The sequence below is a fragment of the Sphingomonas sp. genome (assembly GCF_036731925.1).
Taxonomy (GTDB): domain Bacteria; phylum Pseudomonadota; class Alphaproteobacteria; order Sphingomonadales; family Sphingomonadaceae; genus Sphingomonas.
Genome location: NZ_DAINDJ010000003.1, coordinates 234,394 through 258,230 on the forward strand (window position 1 = coordinate 234,394; position 23,837 = coordinate 258,230).

The 23,837-nt window shown below is 60.0% G+C and carries 19 protein-coding genes and 2 pseudogenes; 12 read left to right on the forward strand and 9 right to left on the reverse strand.

Going from position 1 to position 23,837, the window contains the following annotated elements; all coding sequences use genetic code 11:
* Positions 1-820 precede the first annotated feature (820 nt).
* Entirely contained in the window at positions 821-1,018 is a 198-nt protein-coding gene (locus V7E00_RS18320) for a hypothetical protein (protein ID WP_333574088.1), read from the reverse strand.
* Between the two features lie 16 nt (positions 1,019-1,034).
* Entirely contained in the window at positions 1,035-1,205 is a 171-nt protein-coding gene (locus V7E00_RS18325; protein WP_333574089.1) for a hypothetical protein, read from the reverse strand.
* Between the two features lie 147 nt (positions 1,206-1,352).
* Here V7E00_RS18325 and V7E00_RS18330 point away from each other — a divergent pair, with 147 nt between their 5' ends.
* Entirely contained in the window at positions 1,353-1,811 is a 459-nt protein-coding gene (locus V7E00_RS18330; RefSeq protein WP_333574090.1) for a hypothetical protein, read from the forward strand.
* 8 nt (positions 1,812-1,819) lie between these two features.
* Here the strand turns inward: V7E00_RS18330 and V7E00_RS18335 are convergent, their stop codons facing one another.
* Entirely contained in the window at positions 1,820-2,014 is a 195-nt protein-coding gene (locus V7E00_RS18335) for a hypothetical protein (protein WP_333574091.1), read from the reverse strand.
* 209 nt (positions 2,015-2,223) lie between these two features.
* Between V7E00_RS18335 and V7E00_RS18340 the strand changes: the two genes are divergently transcribed.
* The 5 genes from V7E00_RS18340 to V7E00_RS18360 all read left to right on the forward strand — a co-directional run bounded on the left by V7E00_RS18340 (position 2,224) and on the right by V7E00_RS18360 (position 6,833).
* Positions 2,224-2,487, forward strand: a complete 264-nt coding sequence (locus V7E00_RS18340; RefSeq protein WP_333574092.1) for a hypothetical protein — start codon at positions 2,224-2,226, stop codon at positions 2,485-2,487.
* Positions 2,488-2,661: 174 nt separating this feature from the next.
* Complete coding sequence (locus V7E00_RS18345; protein WP_333574093.1) at positions 2,662-4,080, forward strand: ISNCY family transposase; 1,419 nt, start codon at positions 2,662-2,664, stop codon at positions 4,078-4,080.
* Between the two features lie 233 nt (positions 4,081-4,313).
* Entirely contained in the window at positions 4,314-5,333 is a 1,020-nt protein-coding gene (locus V7E00_RS18350; protein WP_333574094.1) for a hypothetical protein, read from the forward strand.
* A gap of 52 nt (positions 5,334-5,385) precedes the next feature.
* On the forward strand, positions 5,386-5,736 hold the full coding sequence (locus V7E00_RS18355) for a PEP-CTERM sorting domain-containing protein (RefSeq protein ID WP_333574095.1): 351 nt from the start codon (positions 5,386-5,388) through the stop codon (positions 5,734-5,736).
* 290 nt (positions 5,737-6,026) lie between these two features.
* Entirely contained in the window at positions 6,027-6,833 is an 807-nt protein-coding gene (locus V7E00_RS18360) for a CatB-related O-acetyltransferase (protein ID WP_333574096.1), read from the forward strand.
* A gap of 77 nt (positions 6,834-6,910) precedes the next feature.
* On the opposite strand, the gene V7E00_RS18365 is transcribed toward V7E00_RS18360, so the two are convergent.
* From V7E00_RS18365 to tnpC, 3 genes and pseudogenes are all read right to left on the reverse strand, one after another.
* On the reverse strand, positions 6,911-7,372 hold the full coding sequence (locus tag V7E00_RS18365; RefSeq protein ID WP_333574097.1) for a hypothetical protein: 462 nt from the start codon (positions 7,370-7,372) through the stop codon (positions 6,911-6,913).
* 665 nt (positions 7,373-8,037) lie between these two features.
* Entirely contained in the window at positions 8,038-8,193 is a 156-nt protein-coding gene (locus V7E00_RS18370) for a hypothetical protein (protein ID WP_333574098.1), read from the reverse strand.
* 2,102 nt (positions 8,194-10,295) lie between these two features.
* Positions 10,296-11,300 (reverse strand): annotated as a pseudogene (gene tnpC, locus V7E00_RS18375) (IS66 family transposase); the annotation flags it as partial.
* A 52-nt stretch (positions 11,301-11,352) separates the two neighbouring features.
* Here tnpC and V7E00_RS18380 point away from each other — a divergent pair.
* The 4 genes and pseudogenes from V7E00_RS18380 to V7E00_RS18395 all read left to right on the forward strand — a co-directional run.
* On the forward strand, positions 11,353-11,538 hold the full coding sequence (locus V7E00_RS18380; RefSeq protein ID WP_333574100.1) for a hypothetical protein: 186 nt from the start codon (positions 11,353-11,355) through the stop codon (positions 11,536-11,538).
* Between the two features lie 98 nt (positions 11,539-11,636).
* A complete protein-coding gene (locus V7E00_RS18385) occupies positions 11,637-12,191 on the forward strand; it encodes an ankyrin repeat domain-containing protein (protein ID WP_333574101.1) in 555 nt (184 codons plus the stop codon).
* Between the two features lie 102 nt (positions 12,192-12,293).
* Entirely contained in the window at positions 12,294-12,629 is a 336-nt protein-coding gene (locus V7E00_RS18390; RefSeq protein WP_333574102.1) for a hypothetical protein, read from the forward strand.
* Between the two features lie 3 nt (positions 12,630-12,632).
* Positions 12,633-13,123: pseudogene (locus tag V7E00_RS18395) on the forward strand (IS66 family transposase); the annotation flags it as partial.
* Positions 13,124-13,362: 239 nt separating this feature from the next.
* On the opposite strand, the gene V7E00_RS18400 reads toward V7E00_RS18395, so the two are convergent.
* Positions 13,363-13,944 carry a class I SAM-dependent methyltransferase gene (locus V7E00_RS18400; protein WP_333574103.1) on the reverse strand — a complete coding sequence of 194 codons (582 nt, stop codon included), beginning with the start codon at positions 13,942-13,944 and terminating at the stop codon, positions 13,363-13,365.
* 1,359 nt (positions 13,945-15,303) lie between these two features.
* Between V7E00_RS18400 and V7E00_RS18405 the strand changes: the two genes are divergently transcribed.
* A complete protein-coding gene (locus tag V7E00_RS18405; RefSeq protein WP_333574104.1) occupies positions 15,304-17,091 on the forward strand; it encodes an SLC13 family permease in 1,788 nt (595 codons plus the stop codon).
* Positions 17,092-17,262: 171 nt separating this feature from the next.
* On the opposite strand, the gene V7E00_RS18410 is transcribed toward V7E00_RS18405, so the two are convergent.
* Both V7E00_RS18410 and V7E00_RS18415 read right to left on the reverse strand, forming a co-directional pair.
* Complete coding sequence (locus tag V7E00_RS18410) at positions 17,263-18,210, reverse strand: HoxN/HupN/NixA family nickel/cobalt transporter (protein ID WP_333574105.1); 948 nt, start codon at positions 18,208-18,210, stop codon at positions 17,263-17,265.
* 486 nt (positions 18,211-18,696) lie between these two features.
* Entirely contained in the window at positions 18,697-20,847 is a 2,151-nt protein-coding gene (locus tag V7E00_RS18415) for a TonB-dependent receptor (RefSeq protein WP_333574106.1), read from the reverse strand.
* Between the two features lie 374 nt (positions 20,848-21,221).
* Here V7E00_RS18415 and V7E00_RS18420 point away from each other — a divergent pair, with 374 nt between their 5' ends.
* The gene (locus tag V7E00_RS18420) at positions 21,222-23,582 is read left to right on the forward strand and encodes a TonB-dependent receptor (protein ID WP_333574107.1); all 2,361 of its coding nucleotides are present in this window, start codon (positions 21,222-21,224) and stop codon (positions 23,580-23,582) included.
* Positions 23,583-23,837: the final 255 nt, after the last annotated feature.

The window sequence follows — 23,837 nt, forward strand, 5'->3', positions numbered from 1 at the left end:
GGGGCTCAAGGCGCAGGCCTGTTCGGCGCGGGCAACAGAAATGACGGAGGCTCCGACGCGCTTGCGCGTTGGATACCGTAGGGCCTTCAGGCCCGGTATTTCTGTTGAGGGGGCTACCAACAAACAAAAGCATCGGCCGCAGGCCGATACCCTATTGCCCCCGACCGCGGCGGGCAGGGCTGTAACGCGGAGACACTGAGAGGCGGCGAAAGGTGCGATGAGATCATGGGCTCACAAGCAGCCCATGACGCGCCGATGCGCGTCATTCGACAGCCGAAGGCTGCTGGGGATGCACGGTCAGCGGGCGATCAGGTGCGGGGCAGGGGAGTGCGGGCCGCAGCGAATCCCACGATAGGTGGTCGTCACCCGACAGGGCCGAGACCGCTTGCGGGCTCGGTCGGAGCGCCTTCAGGCGCGGAGATAGGGCACCGGTGCCGGCCCAAACGAACAAAAGCATTGGCCGTAGGCCAATTCAAACGCCGGCAATCGCCAATCACAAGGCTCTCGGCACAGGTCTTGCGGAAATCCCGCAAGGGGAAACCGCGCTGACGACCTGCGAGGCGATCTTTGCCAGCGCTAGGGTGCTGACGGCGGTAACGCCGCCGGCGTGCCCTGAGTAGCTCGGCTGTGCAGCTATTCTCAGGAGAAGCACCTTGATCACCGTGTATGTCGATAGCCAGATTTTGAAGGATGCCGCGGTCTTCATCACGGCAGCAGCCCCTATCGTTATCGCCCTCATCAACCGGGGCAGGGGACCGCGGAATTGACCTCCAGGACCGTCTGCTTCAGCCCGGCGCGTGCAGAATTCGGCTATTGAGCGCTATTCGGCGTCGCGCGCCTTGCTGACACCGGAGGTGAGCAAGGGATATGCGGCCACGGTGAGTAGGGCGAGCGTCATGCTCAATCCGAAAAATAGAAAGGCGGCGGGGCGGTCCCCGATGCCAATCGAAAGCCCCGACTCCGCTGCGCTGGCGACGATCGCCAGTGCGCAGATCTTCAGGGTGAAGCTCTTAGGCATTCCGTCCTCCCGTCAGTCACAGGTCGATGTTCCGGATCTCAAGCTCGGCCGCCAATGCGTCCTGCAGCGGATCTCCGGCGTCGGCGGTGTTGCTCAGATACTCTTGGCGCAGCTCCTCGTCGGAGAGCGCAGCGATACGCTCTGGCAGACAGAGCGCTAGGCGCTCAGCATCGTCGGCGCGGCTCATGCTTCATCCTTCCGCAAAACAGATCCTCAACATCGCTGGAACGCTGGAACGCACGAACGTTGCAAGCATAGGGCTAAGCAACGTCAAATAGTGCTAGCGCTTGTTCTTTGTTTGTTCTATACCTCACGGCCGCAAAGGAGAGTAGCCATGGACATCAACGAGGTACTGCGCGACTTCGATTATGATCTGTCGCTTCGTGATGCTTTCGAGGATCGGAAGCTGAGCCATTCTCGTCGTATGCTCGCCGGCGCGTCGATCGGCATCGACCTGGCCACGGCGTACTACTCCGTTGCGCAGCTGGCAGAGGCATTCGTGGAGCTGGCCGCGGATCATCGGAATGGCGAGCGCTTTGGCCCGGGATATCTGGCGATCGAGGACATCCTGAAGGATGGCAGCCCGTTTCAGATGCGGATCTGGCACCTCGTGTGCGACCTGCATCTGTCGCAGGCGATGGTCGATCTGAGTTGGCTGAAGGCCATCCTTTATGCGCGCGGCAGCATGGCCAAGGCGGCATCGAAGCAGGTATTCGCGACCTACATCACGCACGCGCAGACTGTGGAGAGCCCGACGGCGGCGGAGCTGATGCAGGCGAACGCCTTCAGCTGAGACGTTTCTCAAGCGACCAGCGCGAGGAATCTCTCCTGGCCGATCGGAGCAACTTCGGTGACGCGGAAGGGCTGGAACGGATCGCCTGTGGCGACGACGAACTGCTCGGCGCCGCGTGCTTCCCGAATCTGCACGGCGACGGCGTAGGCGTTCTCGAAGGAGGCGAGCTCGCCGCGCAGCGGCGAGAGATTGGGGATGCTCATACGGGGTATCCGTCAATGGAGTTGAAAGGGTTGATCAGGTAGAGCTTGCAACCTGGTTCGGTCGGTCAGCGTTTGGACTGGACTATACGCATTGAGTCTTCCTTGAGACTGGGGTCGCGGATTCTGCCGGTCCGCGGCCCCGTTTTCGTTAATGGAAGTCAATTCGGGGCAACTGGCACGCGACCGCTGCCGCCGTTATATGCACGCGAATGCGGGCATTCATGACCTCGGCGATTGTACTGGGCGGTTATCTGCTGCTGCTGTTCGTGCCGGAGCTGCTCCAGACCAACCTCAGCTTCACCGGCTTCCTAGCACTCGATCTTGCTTGGTTCGCCGTGTCCACCTGGCTGGCGTGGTTGCTCACAACGCCGGCGGTCGCATGCGCGATCACTGGTCTCAGCATCGTTGGAGTGGTGTCGGCGCCGGTCAACATGATCGCCGTTGGCTGCTATATATTTGGTCAATGTCCCTGAACCGGCACCATCGCTAAGTCTTTGACTTTACATAATCTCCATTATCGTTGCGCATCCGTAATTAGCCTTGTAAGCGCAACGTACAAATGTCACTCTTCCGCCAGATAGAGATGTCACAATCTCTGGTCGGCGCCTTTCGAGTGGCATGCCGCCCGAGCAATTGGGGGCACGCTGATGACGGTGGTCGCGATGAGCCGGAGCGAGTTGTCACGGTACGAAACGCTGCAGCGGGTCGAGCGCGGCGAGATTACCGCAAGCGAGGCTGGCGAGCTGCTCAGGCTATGCCGTCGCCAGGTGTATCGGCTGCTCGACCGGTTCCGTGCTGACGGCGCTGCTGGCCTGATATCCCGGAAGCGCGGTCGGCCGAGCAACCGCCGGTTGAGCGAAACGTACCGCGAGCAGATCCTCGGCATCGTCCGCGAGCGCTATGCCGATTTCGGCCCGACGCTGGCGGCCGAGTACCTCGCCGAGCGCCACGGCATCACGCTCTCGCACGAGACGCTGCGGCAGCTGATGATCGGCGCCGGCCTCTGGAAGGCCAAGGCTGCCAAGCGCGCCAGGCTCCACCAGACCCGCAACCGGCGCGAGCGCCGCGGCGAGCTCATCCAGGTCGACGGCTCGGACCATGACTGGTTCGAGGGTCGAGGCCCACGCTGCAGCCTGCTGGTCTATATCGACGATGCCACCAGCGAGCTGATGCACCTCGAGATGGCGGAGAGCGAGAGCGCCCTCTCCTACCTGCAGGCGACGCGGAACTATCTCGAGCGGCACGGCAAGCCGATTGCCTTCTATTCGGACAAGCACAGCGCCTTTCGGAACAACCGAGCGACGGCCGACGGCGACGGCATGTCGCACCTGGGCCGCGCGCTCGACAAGCTGAGCGTCGAGATCATCTGTGCCAACTCCCCTCAGGCCAAGGGGCGGGTCGAGCGGGCCAACAGCACACTCCAGAACCGCCTCGTCAAAGCGATGCGGCTCGAAGGCATCTCCTCCATCGAGGAAGCCAACTCCCTCCTCCCCTCTTACCTCTTGCGCCACAATGCTCAGTTCGCCTGCCCACCTGCGGACCCTCGGGACGCCCATCGGCTCCTCGCTCCGCACGAGAATGTGGAAGCCGAGATGGTCTGGCGTGTCGAGCGCTCTGTCACCGGCGCTCTGGCGCTCCATTACAACAAGGCGATGTTCATCCTGGAGCCGACGCCGCTGGCGCGGACGCTCGCCCGCAAGCGCGTCCACGTTTGCGAATTTCCCGATGGGCGCATTGAGGTGCGGCACGGTGAAGTGGTCCTGCCCTACCGCGTCTACGACAAGATGCAGCGGGTCAACCAGGCCGAGATCGTCGAGAACAAGCGGCTTGGCGCTGCCCTGGCCATGGCGCAGGCCTTGCAAAGCGCCAACCCGCACCACCGGCAGCGGAACAACAATGCGCCAGCTCGCAGCTCACAGTCGGTGAGCGTTTTCGCTACGCCGCGCGTGGCTCTGGATGACGGTCGATTGGGGAACGAGCGCCCAAAGCAACGGGGAAGACCGCCCCTCCCCCGCGTTAAGCGTCAGCTGGACACCGCCGCCGGGGAAAAGCAGACTGTCCGCTGATGATGGAAAAGCTGCCGGTCCGCTCCCGCCCAATAGCGGACGTCCGCAAGAGGCCTCTCCGCCGCATCGGGATATTCCACAGAGAGCGCTGCCGTTTAGTTGCGTTGTACCCACACGATTACCGACGTTGCGCCCTGCGAAAAGGCCATCCGTATCAAGGTTGAGTACGAAGGCTGCGACGCTTGCGCCACAATCATCTCTTACGTTAAGCATCACGAAACAAGGGGGACATTATGAAGCTGCTGATCACTTTACTGGCAACCTGCGTTGTCTCTGAAGCTTCGTTCGCACAATCCTGCGATCCACGCGCTTACCTCGCACAGGTAAGCGTGCAGACAGACGAAGTGACTAACCTCTCGCTTGCGATCAATATCAACGAAGCCGATTATAATACTAAAAAGTCCGGGGGAGGGTTGAACGCTACCATTTATGGAGTACCGGCAGGCGCGAACTACAGCAGCTACAAGCAAAATGTGAAACAACGAGCAGAGACTTTGGGGCTGACAAATTTTGAAAGCCGTTCTCTTTCGATCGCTACCAGCTCTCTTGATGCAAACGGTCTCGCAGCATACAAGTCATGCCTCATGGCACAGGGGGGGCTTACCCTTGTAACTGATCAGATAACGTCAAGTTCGTACACGGTTTCTATTGGCTATTCTCCGAGTATCGGAGCTCCACCCGCAGGTGTACAAATATTGTCGGTAGCAAACATTGAGCCAGCCATCATAACTACGATGAAGGCATACCTCGCTTCTCTTCAGGCGGCAAAGCTCGATGTCCAATTGGCTTTAGAACCCGTCGATCCGAAAAAGGAAGCCAGGTTGGTGGTAGCCGCTGGCCCAGTGACACGCGCGCTGACTCTTGCGCCAGTTGATCGGCCGGTCATTGCTCCTCCGCCGCCTCCGCCGCCTCCGCCGCCTCCTCCGCCGCCCCCGACACCGCCGACTCTCACCGAACGCATTCGTGACGGAGCGCCGTTCAACATCTTCTACGACGTCGCGTCTTGCTCTGCCCTGAACTTCGGGACGATCGCTTGCGGGCGGATATACACCGGCACATATAACGTAGCTCAAAATGCGTGGAGCATATCCGGCTACAGCCTGTCCAAAAAGAAGGCTGTAGCTGATATACCCCGCACCAACGCACCGGCGGCACTAGGTAACTTGTCTCACTGGGGATTAGTTGCTACTTTTAGTAATGATGGATCGGTGTATTATGGCGGCATAAAGGTAGGAACTATAACCCTTCAGTAACCCCGCGAAACCACCGACCTAAGCCTTTGGCCGCACGCAGCAGGGGTTGACGGTGCACGCCTTCAACTTCCCATATGAGGTTTGGTACTCGTGGGATGGCGCCAGCATCTCGATTGGCGAATATCCGGTGGATTATGACGGGTGCGAGATTGTCGCCCAGTCTTTCTGCACGATGATCGAAAATCCCTTCTCCGATAACCCGACCGTGCCCTTTTTCTTCTATGCCGATGGAAAGGGGGATTGGACGGCCGCGGATGTCTCGGTGACGGCGACGTCTGCCGTTCCCGAGCCGGCAGGATGGGCAACAATGCTGGCCGGCGTTGCCGCTCTAGGCAGCGCGATCCGATATTGGCGCAGACGCAAAGCCCTGAGCTTTCCATTCGAAGTGCGAAAACGACTGTAACAGCAGGGGCTGCACGGAGCCATCCTACTAGCGCAGCGCTGCCCCTGCTGGGTCCTGGATTCCCGGCTCCTGACCCTGGACCCCGCTGCGCACGCAGCGGGCCCGGTCACACCCCGATAGCGATGCCACTCGTGCGACCGGGTATTGCGTGGGCGGCCGCTTCGGCGAAGAAAGCGGACAGGCAACTCCCGCCCACTTGCGGACGTAAACTTCTTCGCCTTCGCTTTAGCGGTTGTTAACCACCCTCGATTAACCATTGCCGTTTCCATGGCTAGCCGCGGTAATTCAGCATGACATTCACTGTTTCTGAGCGGGTGCGAAACGAGTGCCGGCAATATGATGTCGACATCAGGATTGGCGCGAGCTTTGGTAGTGCTGGTCAAACAAGCATTCTGGTTGAGTCGCCGATTTGCATCAAACCAGGGCTGTTCGACATAGATGTAGTGGGTGCATTCACCTATTTCGGCGACCATCAGGCTTTCCAAGGCTCGTTCTACCGCGAAGTAAATCTCATCGGGCGCTTTTGCTCGATCGCAGGTCGCGTCGCGATTGGCGCTCAGGAGCACCCTACCGACTGCGTCTCGCCCCATATTCTTTTCGGTGGCGGCTGCGCGTGGAAAGCAGCTGACGAATTTCGCGCCCGCAATGCCGTGACTACCCAGCGACATTTGGCAAAGCAGAGCGGTCTGACGGACACGCTTGGCAAGGTGCGTATCGGCAACGACGTCTGGGTCGGCGAAGGCGTCTATATCAGGAAGGGAGTGAGCATCGGCGACGGTGCGGTGATCGCGTCTCATGCTGTCGTCACCAGAGACGTGCCTCCCTATGCAATCGTCGGCGGGGTCCCAGCTAAGGTCATCCGGTACCGTTTCGCACCTGAGATAATTTCCGAGTTGCTACGCCTGCAGTGGTGGAAATACGGGTTAAGCGCTCTCGAAGGTGTTGACATGACAGATGCCGAGGGTGCCGTGAATAAGATTAATGAGAACATTACTTGTGGTGCAGCGCAGACGTACAAGGCGCCTGTCTTGCAAATCTCCACAGACAATATTCAAGTTTTTCGTTGGGATCATGAGGCTCAGCAACTGGTAGCTTGATTTGGAGATGGTCTAAACGGCCAGCGAGCGCCATGGTGGAGGGTTGCGGGACGTCCGCTTTCCACCAGAAGCGGACGTCACTTATCCCTCGGACCGAGAAGAGCATCACGGAGCCGCACCACCCTCTGGAACTGGCGATCACCTTCGGCAAAATGCTCACGCAACACTTCGTCTTGGCTGCGATGGGCTTTGGTCGCTGATGGTTGTGATGGCTTCATGCCGGGAGGAGGAGGCGGAGGCGGCGGGGCTGGTAGCAAAGTGCACTCGTAGACCGTTCCCGCGTCGCGAGCCGCACGATCAGCGACCGCCTGTTTGTAGTCGCCGTCTAAACTGGTGCCGCGCAACGATCTAAAGAATGCACGATCGCGTTTGGCTCGAGCCAGCGCGTACTCACGCACCACATCAGGCGCGCAGTGAGGAACAACAAACATCTGGTAGTCGCCGACTGCTTGACGGAAGGCCGCGCGAATCTCAGGGCTCGGTCTTGCAGCAACTTGTGGGGAGAGCAACAAAACCGTTAATAAGGCAAGCGATATCATGATGCTTTCGATACTCCAGGCACCGACGTTCTAACATCAGAATGGCAGCTTTCCACCACTTTCCGCCGTTCCGGCCCCGACCGCACCAAATGACCGGAAGCGCCACTTGCAGACATTCATTGCGGAGGCGATAGTCACCGGATGACATGGCCTACACTTCCCACAATGGGCTTTATCGCTGGCCGCCCAGCGACTGTTGACGATGTGGACAGGGGCAACTCAGTTTTTTGCCAGCAGTCCGACGATGCTCAACAAAGCGAGCCGTTCGAGGTCGCGGTGCTATCAATTGTCCAAGCGCATTCCGGGTCAGAGTTCAACGCTGACCGCGCCCGCTAATTAGCAGCTGATTTCAGTTTATTATAACACTCAAGTCTGCTACAGTCGTGAAGGTGAATGGGAACACCTGCCCCCAAGGAACTAAGTTCGAGATATTCCATCGGAAGTCAAGCATCCTCTTACAGGCTGATCTTCCATCGTCCTTCTTTAGACCCGGGCCAAGCCGAAGCACCTTACACGATTGCGTTCTACCATCCTCATCAATAGAAACACTTACTAGCACTGATAGATTGTTGAGTCCCATTGTGGACTCTTGCGACGCCGCTTCAGCAGCACCAATCATCAACATCGTGAGAAGCGCAATGTGCATGCGCGTATATTGCCATGTTTCAGTGAGGCTTACAACTATGACTCAGGTCGATCCAGCTACCGCGAACATCTTCGCGTTCATTCACTTCGATCGCCAATGCGAAATCAAGACGGGCGGCTGCCTGGGTCAGGTCGTGAAGCCACAAACCACCGCTCTCGATAAGCAGCAGGCCCATGGACCCTGCGCCAACAAGCGGTTGATACCGGTGATCGCGTCTAGTCGCTACCGGACTATAAGGCGTCCGCCTACAGCAACCGCCTCCTGCAAGCGGACTGTCCGCTTTCCACTATTTTCCGCCATGGCGGCTCCCGCGCAAAACCGCACGTTCCGATGGGCGACGGGCAGTTTGGGAAGCAGACATGGCTTCATTACGTCGATGCCAGCTCGGTCATTCCTCGAAGCAAAAATCAGAAGCTTTGCATGATCTTTATCGTGACGGAGAGCGAACACGAGTAGTCTGCTATGCGGTAGGCACAGGGCGTAAGATCGGAGGAACGTGACCATGCTAATTCTTATGAGCCTTACCGCTGCAATAGCGGCTCCGCCCCAACTGCTTGGGTGTGAGGAAATCGATCAAGCGATTGAGACCTCCATAAAAGAGCCAGTGCCGGTCCCCAGTACCGCTACTGATATTCAAATAACTTCCCATCATTCTCTTTGTGGAGGCTGGGAAATCGTTGATCTCTGGAGATCATGGTCGGATAGAAAGGTCGTTTGGAGCGCTAGGCGCAAAATAATGGACCGTCAGGGGCATCTCAAAGAAGACCTACTTAATTCCGATAACTGCCTAGCACTTATCTCAGTTCTTGAAGGACTAGATAAATTCAAGGTTGGTCTCTCGGTCATTCCGCCGAAATTGCAGGCGAGTGCGTCGCTAATGCCGCCGCTGCCACCATCGCCTGATGGAACGACATTTACGATCCGCGTTTCAAGCGCCCGGCAAACAGACGGATCAACCTCAAGGGTTACAGTGTCGGGCAGCGAGGGCACTGTAGCGGCGTGGGTAGTTAGTGTGCTAGATCCTTTGAAGGGATGCTGGCGACCACGCGCTTAATCGATGAATTTCGCCCGACGAAGGCAATCAGACGAGCACTCTGATGCAAAACTCACCTGTTCTGCATCTACCAAAGAACGGCAGGAAACTAGCTTTCCGCCGATGCAAAACACTGATGCATCTGGGTTCCCCGTTCGTAAGCGTTCCCCAGCACCGTCTAATTGTACAACCGACCTATGCTCTCGTCCGATACCGAGGATAAAGATGTCGCCGGAGGCTTTGGGGTAGGTCCTGTAGGGTTCATCCAGCGTTCGGTAGCAGAGGTGCAAGCTCTGCTAGAAAGTTGATGGGGATTCGATTGACGTCGGGACACACATCCGAGAACTTCACTCGACATCCACGCTGCACTTGAGCCTGGATGATACGCCAGGCTTGCGGCAACTGCCCAACGCGAACGGCATCAGCCGCATAGCCAGCACATGCGCCTTGCGCCTCATTCTCAGCGTGTTCGCAAGCATGGCGTGCTCTGACCATGTCCGCTCGAAAAAGGGGTATAAGCACCGGGTCTGCAGAAACGTCGATGCCCCTTTTCCCGTCGAGCGCGATTATACGAGGAGGGTACCAGCTTCCGGCACAACTCGTGAATCGACAACGGAACCTAGTGTCCCGCAGCTGGAACTCGGGATGACCATGTCCGGTCAAGTCCTGCGGCCACGCCAGATGAGAAGGCTCGACCCTACAAAGGGTGCCGTGATCATGCTCGTCGGCACTGAGCCGGACACGCCCATAACCTGCCGACTGCGGCACGGCCAAGTCGATCTCAACGCAGCCAGCGCTCCCTCCGTTCTCTGAAATCAGAATCAGCGAAGCGCGGGCCGCACTTGGAGTGAGCTTTCCAACGCCCACAAACGCGGCAACACCGGGTTCGCCCTGTATCGTAATTGGCTCCATCCCCGGTGCGCCGACCGTTGCCACAAGATAGGCATCACCTTTGGAGCATCCTTCCGACGCCGGACGATCTTTCCCGCACCGCTTGATTTCGATACGCGCAACTAAACCTGCCGCGTTAATTGTCTGGGTTCCCCATTCCGGCTGCCATTTCAGGTAGCGCTGGACTGGCCAAAGTTGAGGTGGAGCTGGAGGGCGAGAAGCTCCGATACCGAGCAAAGCCAGGGCGATCAACGAACGAATCACAACCAGCACCTATATGTGTAGATTGCAGATCGTGCGCCCTTTACCGGCAGCTAGCAAGCAGATTAGCGTCTACTATCTGCCGTTTGCGCTTAAGTGCTCCAATTAAAAGGCAGCAGTTCGTCAAGTCGATTGATGGGGTGACCTCTACCGACGCGGTCGAGCACATCGGCGAGCCAGACTTGCGGATTGATTCTATTCAGCTTCGCCGTTTCCAGTAGGCTGTAGATTGCGGCTGCCCGCTCGCCACCGCAGTCGGCACCGGCGAAGAGCCAGTTCTTCCGACCCACGGCGATACCGCGCAAGGCGTTCTCCGCCAGGTTATTGTCGATCTCCAGCCGTCCATCCTCGGTGTAGGTGAGAAGCGCCGGCTTCAGACGAACGGCATAGCGGAGCGCCTCCGCCAGCGGAGATCGGGCTGACACCTGGGCGAGCACGCCGTCTGCCCAATGAAAGAAGTCGAGGGCCTTCAGCTTGGAGCATTTGCGTGCCTTCCGGCGATCGTCATGCGGATCCCGGATGATCTGCCGCTCGACCTCGTATAGGTCGCTTATCAGCACCAGCCCTTCACGTGCGACGGAGCGGGCGTCGGCGTCGAGCACATCGTGCAGCTTGCGGCGCACATGCGCCCAACAAGCAACCGGCGTGATCAGCCCCGGCTGCCGATCGGCCGCATAGAGCTTCTCGAACCCGGCATAGGCGTCAGCCTGCAGGAAGCCGGCGAACGTCTTGAGGTGCTCGCGCGGGCGTTCTCCCTTGCGATCCTGGCTGTAGCGGTAGAGCGCCGCGGGTTTATCTCTGGAGCGCCATCGTCGATTGTCGCGCACGTACACCCAGAGTCGCCCCGTCGCCGTCTTGCCGCTACCCGGCGCCAGCACCGGAACCGGGGTGTCGTCGGCGTGGAGCTTGGGGCTGGCCATCACATGCTCGGCGATACGGTCGACCAGCGGCTGGAGAAGCCAGCTGACCTGGCCCATCCAGTCCGCCAGCGTCGATCGACTGATCTCGACACCCTGACGCGCGAAGATCTGTGATTGGCGGTAAAGCGGCAGATGGTCCGCGAACTTCGACACCACCACATGCGCCATCGACATGGGTGCCCTGAACAGTCGGGTGCGTTCCTATCAGGTGGGAGGCGAGCGGGTTGCAATGTCCAACCAGTTTTTCGGCCTGCGCACCAGCACCAACACGGTTCGCCTCGACTCGCTCGAACTTGGCTGGTCTGCTAACGACGGCCTCAAGGTGCATGCGGGATCTTCGGATTCCCACAGCATGACCGCGGTACTTGCTGGAGTGCTGGACGGAATGGTTGCGGCGAAATCGGCGAGGCGATGAGGCGCATGCGGTTGTTGGTCTGTGCCGGGACTGCGCTGGCGCTCGCCGCTTGCGGGGGGGGCGCAATCGGATCGACAACAGGCAACGGGGAATGTCGAGTGGCGGACGTGCAGGATCGGGATCGGATCGTCGATGCGCTCGGTTATTTCCCCGATCGCCTGTCGCCGCTTGGTGCTGCCGTGCTGTGCAATGATGCCTCTGGTGTCGAGGCGGCGCTGAAGGGCGGCGCCAGTCCGAATGCGCGTGAGCCAGGCGGCGAAACGCCGCTGCTAATCGCCGCGGCAATTCCGCGCACCGATTTGCTGAAGCGGCTGCTCGCTGCGGGCGGCGACCCGAACAGCTGGGAAAAGGACGCGCGGTCGCTGGCGCTGCACTATGCGCTGTCGGCCGGCGTCCAGCATGACGATTGGAGCGCCTGGGACGCGCTGCTGGCCAGCCATGCCGACATCAATTTTCGGCCCCCCGGCGGCGCGACGATTGCCGAGGATGCGGTGAGTCTGAGCGCAGTGGACAAGCTTCTGGAGCTGCTGGATCGCGGCTACCGTACCGATCTCGCGCGGCTCGTCCGCAACTTGGAGGCAGTGCATTATGATGCCGAGACCGAACCCCTGCGGCTGCAGGCGATAGAGCGGGTGCGTGCACTGATGCACTAGCCGCACGGCTTTGCAGTTCCTGCGCAATCGCTTAGGCGTGCGGCAACTGCAACGGGCAGACGGGCGTGAACGCACTGGCGAGAGCGAGGGAAAGTTCTTTAGGTGGGTCATGTTGATCGAGGCGATGCCCGTGGTCTGTTTCGCCGAGGGGAAAAAATTGCGCTTGCCGCGCTGGCTACCGATCAGGCGGCTCAAGAACAGGGGGCGTACGGTGGCATCCGTGATCCGCACGCGGAACACATGGTTCTGATGGATGCACTCTTCAATATCGCCATGCCAGATACCGCCGCGCCCCAACTTGTCCAGGCCGCCACCTTCTGTGAGTACGAGGTCTCTCGGCAGCAGTCGGTAGCGGGCGATCTCCGCTCCCGTGGCGTCGATGGTCTGACGACATCGAGTCGAACATGGCTGTCTTGCACGTTCGACATGGCGAGATAGGTGCTGATCGGCGATCTCTATGAGGTCGAACGACGGATCACTCGAGATCCGCACGACGATCGCCGAAAGGCACGCAAATACTCCAAGCTGAAGGCGCTCGACTTCTTCAAGTGGGCAGACGGCGTCCTCGCCCAAGTGTCGGCCCGATCTCCGCTGGCGGAGGCGCTCCGCTATGCCGTTCGTCTGAAGTCGGCGCTTCTCACCTACACGGAAAATGGCCGGCTGGAGATCGACAACAACCTGGCAGAGAACGCCTTGCGCGGCATCGCCGTGAGCCGGAAGAACTTGCTCTTTGCCGGTGCCGACTGCGGTGGCGAGCGGCAGCAGCGATCTACAGCCTGCTCGAGACGGCGAAGCTGAATGGCATCAACCCACAGGCCTGGCTCGCCGATGTGCTTGATCGGCTTGGACGAGGTCACCCCATCAATCGGATGGATGAGCTGCTGCTCTGGAATTGGGTCGACCTTGACGCCTCTTCGTCTGAAAGTGCGTGAAAAGCGGACCGGCAGCTCGCGCCCAGTTACAGACGTTCAGATCTTAGAATCGCGATCCCAAAAGCTGCCGGTTGTGGAGCGGGGTCAGTCCCGATTTCTCATGCCTGAGGCGCTATTTCGGGAAAGAGCAATCGGGAACATTTTTTGGGAAAGCGAACGGACTGAACGGCTTCCGAATTGAACGCCGTGGGCACTGATCCCAAAAACGGTTCCTTTTCGGGGGAGCTAACAGAGGCGCGTCAGATGGGTTTGACCGCCTCGTAGTAGTTGTTCCCGCCTTCGTCGGATCGGCAGTCGTCTAAACGCAGCCCGACGCTGGTAAGATGCGCAGCATATGCGTCCGCTCCCAGCGACATTGATGCACGGCCCGTTAGCGTATCATTCCAACGGCAGACCTCACGTGGAGCGCTGAACAGAAATCGTCCGGCGGGTTCCAGTACATTAGCGACGTTGGTAAGAAGCTTCCGCTGGTCGCCCTCACCAAGCAGAAAGATGAGCCCGATTGAGATCACACCGACGAAGGTTCTGTCGAAGAAGGAACTGTCCTGGGCCGGTTCGCAGACCGCAGGCATGTCGGGAAGGTTGAGCCTGTATGCCGAAATCAGCGAAGGTGATGCATCGACTCCCCATACGGAAAAACCAACGCCCACCAGCCCTTGAGCGATTGGCACACCGGAGCCGCATCCAATGTCCAAGATTGCAGCCGATCGCGGGAGACGAGCTGTTGCCCATCCCAGAACCAACGCCGCCCCGACTTCAGAGCGGACGGCTATGAACTGGTCAGAGACTGCCTCCCAGCCAGCGGAGTGGTCCGTCGTCATCCGTCACCTCGTGATGGATCGCCTTTTAGCGGATCAGGCAATGGGGTGCACAAGTCCCATATCTCGATCCTTTTCGGGACGGCAGCCATAGCCGGTGCCATCCCAAAAGCTGACTGTCCGCTTCCCACCAATCTCGGCCGTCGCCGGGAGGGTTCGAGCTAGAAGCGGACGTTCCCTGGGGCGAGCAGCTAATGGCGGCTTTTGGCACGACTGCTCGCCTGAACGGCCGAGAATGGTGGATAGCTGCCATGGCGGAGAATGGTGGAAACTGTCATCCTGATGTGAGAACGTTGATATCGGGAGTATCGAATGCCTCATGATCAGCTTGCCATACTAACGGCTTTGTTTCTCTCCCCACAAGTTGCGGCAAGACCGAGCCCTGAGATCCGCGCGGCCTTTCGTCAGGCAGTCGGCGAATACCAGATGTTCGTTGCTCCTCACTGCGATCCTGATGTGGTGCGTGAGTACGCGCTGGCTCGAGCCAAGCGCGATCGTGCATTCGTTAGATCGTTGCGCGGGACCAGTTTAGACGCCGACTACAAACAGGCGGTCGCTGATCGTGCGGCTCGCGACGCTGGAACGGTCTACGAGTGCACTTTGCTACCAGCCCCGCCGCCTCCGCCTCCTCCTCCCGGCATGGATCGAGCACAACCGTCAACGACCAAAGCCCATCGCAGCCAAGACGAAGTCTTGCGCGAGCATTTTGCAGAAGGTGATCGCCAGTTCCGGAGCGTGGTGCGGCTCCGTGATGCTCTTCTCGGTTCGGGGGACAGGTAACCTCCGCTTCTGGGCGGGAGCTGCCTGCCCGCTTTTTTTCGCCGAAGCGGCCGCCCACGCAATACCCGATAGCACGAGTGGCATCGCTATCGCGATGTTACCGGGCCCGCTGCGTGCGCAGCGGTCCGGGGACAGGAGCCGGGAGTGTGGGGCATCAGCGGGGGCAGCGTTGCGCTACGAGGAGGGCTCCACGCAGCCCCCGCTGCCTCGAGCGGGTTGTGCCATTTCTATCTGGCTGCGGAATGTGCCTTTTCTAACTGGCGGCAACAAGCCGAAACTAGCCTGTAAGCGCAACGTACAAATGTCACTCTTCCGCCAGATAGAGATGTGAACGTGCCGCGCTGCTATACTCGCCTACAACCGCGCTCGCTGCTACCGTCGTCGGTCGCTTGTGAAGCGGAAGAAATTGCCTCCAATAGCTTCGCGCGGGGCGCGGCCCGGCACCGCCGCCAAACCTTGCACCGCAGTCATCGTTTGGTGCAGGTGTTACGTTCTTGTGGTCGCTGGCGTTGTATCGTTCAACACGTACCACCACTGTATGCGTCAACCAGGAGGTCCCGGATTTCTCATCCTTTCGCACCGATGCTGGCACAGCACGGCGACGTTATCGGCCTGATCTTTCTGGTAGTGCTGTTCGCGGCTTTCGCCGCGGAGCGATTGCCGCCGGCCGTGCTGGCAGTAGTCGGCGGCGTCTCCATGATGGCGATCGGCTTCCTGTCGCCTTCAGACATGCTGCGAGTGTTCAGTAACACCGCCCCGATAACGATCGGTGCCATGTTCGTGCTTTCAGGTGCGCTGCTTCGTACGGGCGTGCTCGAAGAAGTCTCGGGCTGGGTTATGCGCCGCGCGGCCCGGCGCCCGCGGCTAGCCATGGCGGAGATTGGCATCGGCACCTTCGTCGCATCGGCATTCATGAACAACACACCCGTGGTCATCGTCATGATCCCGATCATAAAGCGGCTGGGCAAGATCATGGGGCTTGCCGCCACCCGCCTGCTCATCCCGCTCTCCTATGTTACGATCCTGGGCGGAACGCTTACTCTGATCGGCACTTCCACGAACCTGCTCGTCAACGGGGTGGCGCAGGAACACGGGCAACGAAGCTTCGGCATATTCGAGATTACCGGCGTGGGGCTGGTGACGGCGATCGCCGGCATGGCGTTCCTGCTCGTTGCAGGACCATTGCTGCTTCCAAGACGGGACGAGGCTTGCAGCAGCAAGCACGGCGAGAGCGACAATTTTCTATCGAACCTCGTTCTTCTCGCGAGCAGCCGGATGGTCGGGGAGCGGCTGGGCACAACCGCTCTGTATCGTCGACAAGGCGTACAGGTGGTTGCCGTGCGGCGCGGATCCAACGTGTACCGCCGTAGTCTGGAGGCGATGACGCTGGAGACGGGCGACCAACTGGTCGTAGCGGCCAGTCCAGCGGAACTCGCCTCTTTGGCAGAAGCGCGCGATTTTCACGTAGGTCTTACGGGCCTGGGCGGAGGGATTGCCATGGCAGGGGCGGACCGGCCAGAGGATGCCCGCCTGATAGAAGCGGTGATTTCGCCTTCGCATCCTGTGATAGGCCGGCGTTTGGCCGAGATCACAATGCTGTCACGATTGCGAGTACGAGTGCTCGGGCTGGCTCGTCCTCGTCACTTGGCCGGGCCCGACCTCGCGAATGTCCGGGTGCGTGCCGCGGACCGCCTCCTCATCGCAGCTGGCAGCGACGCGGCGATTGCACTGTCCGCCAACGTCGGGCTGGCGCACGTTGCGGCGGCGCCGGTCCGCGCCTTCAAACGCAGAAAGGCCCCATTGGCTGCGGCAGTGCTGGGTCTGGTGGTGGCAGGCGCCGCGGTCTTCAATCTGCCGATCGAGGCGCTGGCGCTAATCGGCGTGGCGGTGGTGCTCATCACCCGCTGCATCGAGCCGGAAGAAGCTTGGAGCGCCATCGACGGCAACACGCTGGTGCTGATCTTCGGAATGTTGGCGTTTGGCGCCGGCCTGCAGGCGGCCGGCACAATCGAGCTGATCGTCCGCGTGGTTCGGCCATTGCTGGAACACGCCTCTCCACTGATGCTGCTTATCGGCGTGTATGCCGTGACCAGCGTGCTGACAGAAACCGTCACCAACAATGCCGTCGCCGTTATTATGACCCCGCTGGTCGTCGCACTCGCAGACGCGATCGGCGCCGAGCCGCGTGCGCTGATCGTTGCCGTGATGTTCGGTGCCAGCGCCAGTTTTGCGACACCAATCGGTTATCAGACCAACACGCTGGTTTACGGCGCGGCGAATTACCGGTTCACCGATTTCGTTCGAATCGGTTTGCCCATGAACGTAGTGGTCGGACTCGCGGCCTGCGTAGCTATCGACTGGTTATTTTGATGGCTGGGCTACGCAAATGACCAAACCTTGTGGTCAGATCTCTGGACCACTCTTCGGTCCAGAAGACCTGAGGCTACGTTCCAAGCTTGAAGACGAGGATTTAGCTGCCCCACGATCGCGTCGAGCTGAGTCTGGCTGAAGGCAGATCGGTCGATACTGTGAGCTAGGCTTTCAGGAAGAGTGTCTCCCAATTCTCCTCTTCATCGCTGTGAGCCGCGCAGTTGCCCTTCCGTGCCCGCAAGCGAGTAGTAGCAGCAGGATGATGAAAATCGACAACCCTACTCCAATTACTGTTGTATCGATGGTTGACAGCGCTACCTCCAGTCCCGCGAGATCGGCCAAAGCGAACCCCGCGGTGCCGAAGCTAAGCACCACCACTAGCCAACCCACGGATCGGCGATAGCGGCGGACAGTTTCCGTCGAATCCAAGCTGGCGCGCAACAACCGAGCGACGATCTGGCTGTCCAGGGTGTCCGCCAGTATCATTCCGAAGGCAAAGGTCAGCGCAATCGCCAGCGCCGCGCCGGTTCCGCCTTTAGCGGTTGCCGCGGCACCCCAGGCTGCAGTCTGGGTGACCGTGTCGAAGACCAGGCCGAAGAGAACCCCGGTGAAAATGACCGCGAAAGGATGGGTGCTGAGTCGCAGTCGGCGTGGGATAACCCTGCTACGCAATCCGACCGGAGTATAGCTCGCGTGGGTCAGGAGCGCCCGCAGGTTGAGTGCTCCTACGATCAGGAGCAGGAGAATGACCGCCGCGTCGATCAGCAGCCCCGTCCAAATCGGCAAGTCCAGGGTCCCGGCTGCCAGCGATACCCCCAATGCCACGGCAGTGACTGAAAAGCTGTGCCCCAAAGCGAACAGTGTACCGATCCAAGGTGCAAGCCGCGGCTGTACTTCGACGGTCCTGAACACGACGTTGTCGATCACGGCAACGTGATCGGGATCAAACCCATGCCGTACGCCCAACACAAACATCAGCCACAAGGCAGAAAATTCAATCATGCTTTTTCTCTTTCGCCCGGAGGGCAGAGACGCCGGGCCGGCCAGCGGCGACAGCAATAGTTTGACCCCGACGATGGCGTCTCGAGTGCAGTTCTTTTGAATGCGCTGTGTGCGCATCGGACGCGCTTCCACCGTCGGGCAGCGAGGTCCGCTTTACCTCCCTTTCTTACGAAGGCCCCAACGCAGTTGGCGGTGGCAAGCCGAAGAGACATCGCCTTTGAGGTTCGTGCGCGACGGGCTGAGCAGCCGTGGTTAATGAATGATACATTGTATCATCGCCATTGAAGAGCCGGGTTCCGAGACGCAACCCTTTTTTACCGAAAAGCAGGCGCTGTCACCAAGCTGCGTGCAGCCAGCGCCGGGCTTCCATTGCGCAGATGCAGCGTTGCAACCGGTTGTGCTGTCCCGCCGCCGGCGCTGCGCTCGCACGACCGCCTCCTAGGGTTGGCAAGAAGCGCTCCTCCGGTCGAAGTGCGCATCACGCGCGCCTGGCGACGGCGCAGATCATTACCTTCCAGGAGGAGGTGCCGGAAGCTCAGTTGCGAGGAGAGCGCGCGCGCCTTCCTCGCAGGAGATGTTAATGAAGTTCCAAATGCTAAAGCATTAAAAATGGAAGCGCGCGGAGATCCTGATGTCACGCCCCGCCAGCGGCGCATAGTCCTTCAACACACTTGCATGCCGCCTTGCTTCGACGTCGGACAGGTTGTTGGCCGACAATATCAAGGTCGTGGCGTTATCGGCGATCGGCTGCCAGGTGACCGACGCATTCACCATGGTGTATCCCTTCGTCAGGGTTTCGTAGGCGGCGAGCCTGTCCTGCTTGAAGGCGCGCTCCACCTCCACACGACCGCCGAACATGCCCGTGCGTGCTTCGAGCCCGCCCAGGAGACGCAGGGGTGGGATCCGCGGAGCCGGGCCCGAGCCCTCTATCGTTGCATGAACATAGTCGCCGAGCAGATCACCGCGGATCAGTACCGACCCAATCCGCGCCAGATCGGCGGAAATCTCGCCTTCGACACCGTAATACCGTGCGTCGGCTTGCGCATACCGGAACACGGGCAGCCCATCGCGAACGGCGCCGCTCTGGTAATCGTAAATGTAGTTGCTGAACCAATTGTGATAGGCTGCCACGGAGAATGCATAGCCTTTGCCATTCCCCTTCAAGGTCGCTTCCAGGCCCCAGCTCGACTCCTTGCGGAAGTCAGGATTCCCGATTTCGAAAGCCTGCGTTCCTAAGTGCGGGCCGTTGGCAAACAGTTCTTCTGCTGAAGGCGCACGCTCGGTCCTCGACGCGTTGAGACCGAACCGTATGCCCTCGCTCACCGCAACGCCGCCGCCCAAGGAGAACGAGAAAGCATCGAATTGGCGTGACCGAGCGGAATTGCCGAGATCGCGATCGGCGTCCGCAGAAACACTGCTGTGCTCGTATCTGGCGCCCGCCTCCGCCTTGATCAGCCCAAACTCCATAGACTGGAGCGTGAACAGACCGAACTGACGCGTCCTGTTCTCAGGCAAAAACTTCTCTTCGCCGTCCACGCGGAAATTGCGGACGAAGAATTGGCCGCCGATGGCACCATTCCATCCGCTCCGTTCGCGTTGAACCGCCTCGATGCGCCCCTCATACCCGCGGTTGAAGAAGCTGGTACCGATCACGCCGGCCTCTTCGATCTCGTCGTGACGGTAGTCAGCGCCTGCGGCGCGCAGGCGCAGGCGCTCGAAAAAGCCTGCAGTTTCCAGTTCGCCTCGAACGTCGATCCGAGTCTGCGCAAGATCGAGCCGCACACCACCGTGATCATGGCCGCTGGTTGAAGGCGTGGTACTGAAATCCAGACGCTCCGGAACACCGTACTGGCTATCGTACCGACTGACGGACACGCCGAGCGATCCGGTTGATCCGATATAGGAAAGACCGCCAGCGATCTCGGATGTCTGTGCAGAGCTGTTCGGCAGGCGGCCCTGCTCGTACGCCTGTGCCACGAGTTGCGCCCGGCCTCGCCGCCCTGGGGGGAGCGCATCCGCCTCGGCGCGAACGGCTTCCGAGTTGATGTAGCCGCCAACACGCATGTCGCCAGTGTTCAGATAGGTGCCGTCCGCGTGAAAGACGATGTTGCGGGTCACCGGGATGTCGACCGCGCCCGTCACCGAGGTCTCCTGTGCCGCCGTTGCATAGTTGGCGAGGACATCGAAATGAGCTGGCGCTTCGGGAACCGCGCGTGGGATCCGGCTGTCGATCACGTTCACAACGCCGCCGATGGCAGAAGAGCCATACAGCAGTGCAGCAGGGCCTCGAAGCACCTCGATCCGCTGGGCGTTCAGCGGATTGACGACGGGGGCGTGATCGACGGAAGTATTGGACACATCGATGCTGCCAATGCCGTCGGTGAGGACGCGGATGCGTTCGCCCTGGAAGCCGCGAAGCACCGGCCTAGAGACGTTGGGGCCGAAGCTGGTGCCGGAGACACCTGGTTGGCGCGCCAGCGTTTCACCGATCGTGGGTCGGACCTGACGGGTCAGCTCCGTCCCGGACAGAACGGACGTGCCGGAGAGAACTTCAGTCTGCGGGCGCCAGTAAGGAGCGCTCACGATGATCTCCTCACCAGGAAGACCATGCGCACGGTCGCGATTGGCGTCCTTGTCTCGTGTGGCCGATGCTTGAAGCGCCCGCGCGTCAGGCGCCTCCTGCGCCGATGCCGCACTCGCCGCACTCGCCGCAGACAGCAGAACGGTCGAACTGAGCATTATGATGCGGAACATTCCAAAACCCCTTGTCTGATTTCGGAGCCGCGCTTAGAGGCGACGTTATATCATTTCAACATGTTTCATCGTTGCAATCGACACGGACACGCCGTGCGCAGCGGTCGCGCGGTGAACGAATAAGGGGAGCGGCTTTGTCGCAAAATACGTTACGGTACAACGTATCACGGAATGGTACGTTCAATGATCAAGGACGCCGGACCTCTTCGCCTGCGCCGCAGTGGATGGGAGCGGGCCACGGCTTCTTGCGGACGGTAGGAGTTTCTGGCTTTGCCCTGGCAGCGTCGATCGCTGCCTCCGCTGCTGCTGCGCAGAATGCCCCCGTTGGCACGCCTCCGCAGGTTGCCGCTCCCACAACAGACGCTGGCGCAGACATGATCAACCGTCGCGGCCAAGGTCAAATTTCGGGGCAGGTCACTACCTCTGCTGAAGGAGGTGCAGGCGCCGGGGATGTGAGCGTGGCTCTCGAAGGTACGGAGTTCACGACAAAGACGGATGCGGCGGGGGGCTTTCGGATCAGCAGCGTTCCCGCCGGCGAGTACACGGTAGTCTTCCGGCGTAGCGGCTTTGCGGAACGCCGATTTCAGGTAACTGTCGCGAGCGGCGCCAATGTCATGATCAACCATGCCCTAGACGCCATCTCGGGTGCAGAAGCCGATGCGATTACGATAACGGGGTCCCGTCCCTCGGCACTCCGATCAAGTTCTGCGCCTATCTCAGTGCTGACGTCGCAAGACATTGAGCGCAAGCAGATCCGGAACATGACAGACCTGCTTCGGGGAGAGTTTGCGGGCGTCTTCGTCCTAAACTCGGGGCTTAATGATTGGACCACCCAGGTCATTACGCGAGGTGAGACCGGCTGGAATTACAGCACAAGTGATCTCAACGGCGATTACATGAAGATCTTCATCGACGGAGTGGAATTGGCGCGCCCCACGCTCCTATCGACGCTGGACCCCAGATCGATCGAACGGATTGAGATCGTCCGAGGGCCTCAGGCAGGCACGATGTACGGCACCGATGGCGCAACCGGCCTGATGAAGATCGTGACAAAAAAGGGTTCGAACGGAGGGACCAAACCGGAGATCGTGGTGCAGGCTTCTGCCGGTATCATGGACAGTGCCTATACACCGAATGGGGTGACTCCCATCGTGCAAGACCATTCCGCCCAGCTTTTCGGCGGGGATGATGATTTCGGGTATCGTTTGGGTGCAAGTTACCAATCTACCGGCGAGTGGGCGCAGCGCTATGACTCTTCCGGCCTGGCATTGTCCGGCGGCCTTCGCGCCCGCCGTGGCCCGTTCACAGCTAGCTTGAGCGCCTTCCGAAATACACGCGACCTTTACACCGCTAGTTATTCATATGCCTGCACCCTACCGGGCCGATCGCAGCTACCGAGCTGCCTCCGATACAAGGAGAAAGGCAACAAAGATGTGGGCTTGCATTATCCCATGTCGGAAACCCTGGTGGCACTCACGCTTGGCTATCAAGCGTCGCCCAGCTGGCAACACACCCTTACTATCGGGCAGGACAATAACTCTTTTGGCTATGAGGGGGCGTATAGCCCAACCCGCAACTATTATCAGCGAAGTGAGAATCTACGCCGCACAGTACGGTACTACACAACGTACGACGCCAAAATTTCAGACGATCTTACCGCAACGGTCACAGCAGGAGCGGACACGGTATTCTACCGGCGCACGAACGCCGAACTCCAAAGCTATAGCCTGATCAATGGCCGTCCTGACGTCGATTCCGCCCAAAGTGCCCACACGGACGAGGATAGCTGGGACCAGTATGGCTATTACGGCATGGTCGAGGTGGGGTATCGCAAGCAGCTCTATCTCACGCTGGCGAGCCGTGTAGACGGCGGCATTCGCTTCGTGGCGGAGAACAAAACGCAGCAGTTCCAACCCCGAATTGGCGCCGCCTATGTCGTCGATCGCGGGCCTGCGACTGTGAAGTTTCGCGCGCAGTGGGGTAACAGCGCGCGTTCTCCAATCGACGAACGCGCTATCCTAGGCGGTCGGGCAACCAATGCGAACTATCTCGCTAATCCGGCGATCGGGCCGGAGCGCAAGGTTGGCTGGGACGGTGGCGTTGATCTCACCTGGGCCGGAATCGGCAGCCTGTCGGTGACCCGATATGATGAAGAAGGGCGAAATCTCATCATGCCGGTGGTGATCAACCCGACACCGCGACTGCCGGTCTGGCAATATCAAAATGTCGGCGTCGTGACGAACCGTGGATGGGAGTTTGAAGGGAACGTTTCGCGTGGGCCAGTTTCCCTGCGCGGGAATCTCACGCTGATCGACAACAGGATCAAGACGTTGAGCAACGCGCTCCAAAATGCCGCAGACCGCATGTACCAAGAAGGGGATCGGCGCCTGAGCGTGCCCACATTTACGGCGGGTCTAACCGGCACCCTGGCGGTGTTTGGTGGCACCTTCAGCGCCAACGCGTTCTGGCTGGGACCACGCCGCCAGCTTGATGGCGCGGCACAGACGCGAGCCGATTACGGGTTAGAACCGCGCCGCCCGTCGACCCGCGATTATTACGTCAACGTGCCCACACTCTGGCGCCTCAATCTGCGTGCTGACCTCCCGGTCACCAACGGGCTCGATGTTTTTGCCCGGGTCGACAATGTTTTGAAGCGACAGGATTCCGATCGTTCCACCACAACGATCTCACCTGGCCGCACCAGTATGCTCGGGCTTCGCGGCACGTTCCGCTGATCATACCCCGCAACTTTTACCGTCACGCCGTGTGACCGGGCCCGCTGCGTACGCAGCGGGTCCAGGGCCGGAGCCGGAAGGTCGGAGCATCAGCGGGGGCAGCGCTGCGCTAGAGGAGGGCTCCACGCAGCCCCCGCCGCCAACGGCGTTGTGCCATTTCTATCTTGCGGCGGAATGTGCCTTTTCTAACTGGCGGCAACAGTGAAGCCGATACTTGTGTACGCGCAGCTTGCAATTGAGCGCCACCCGATCACG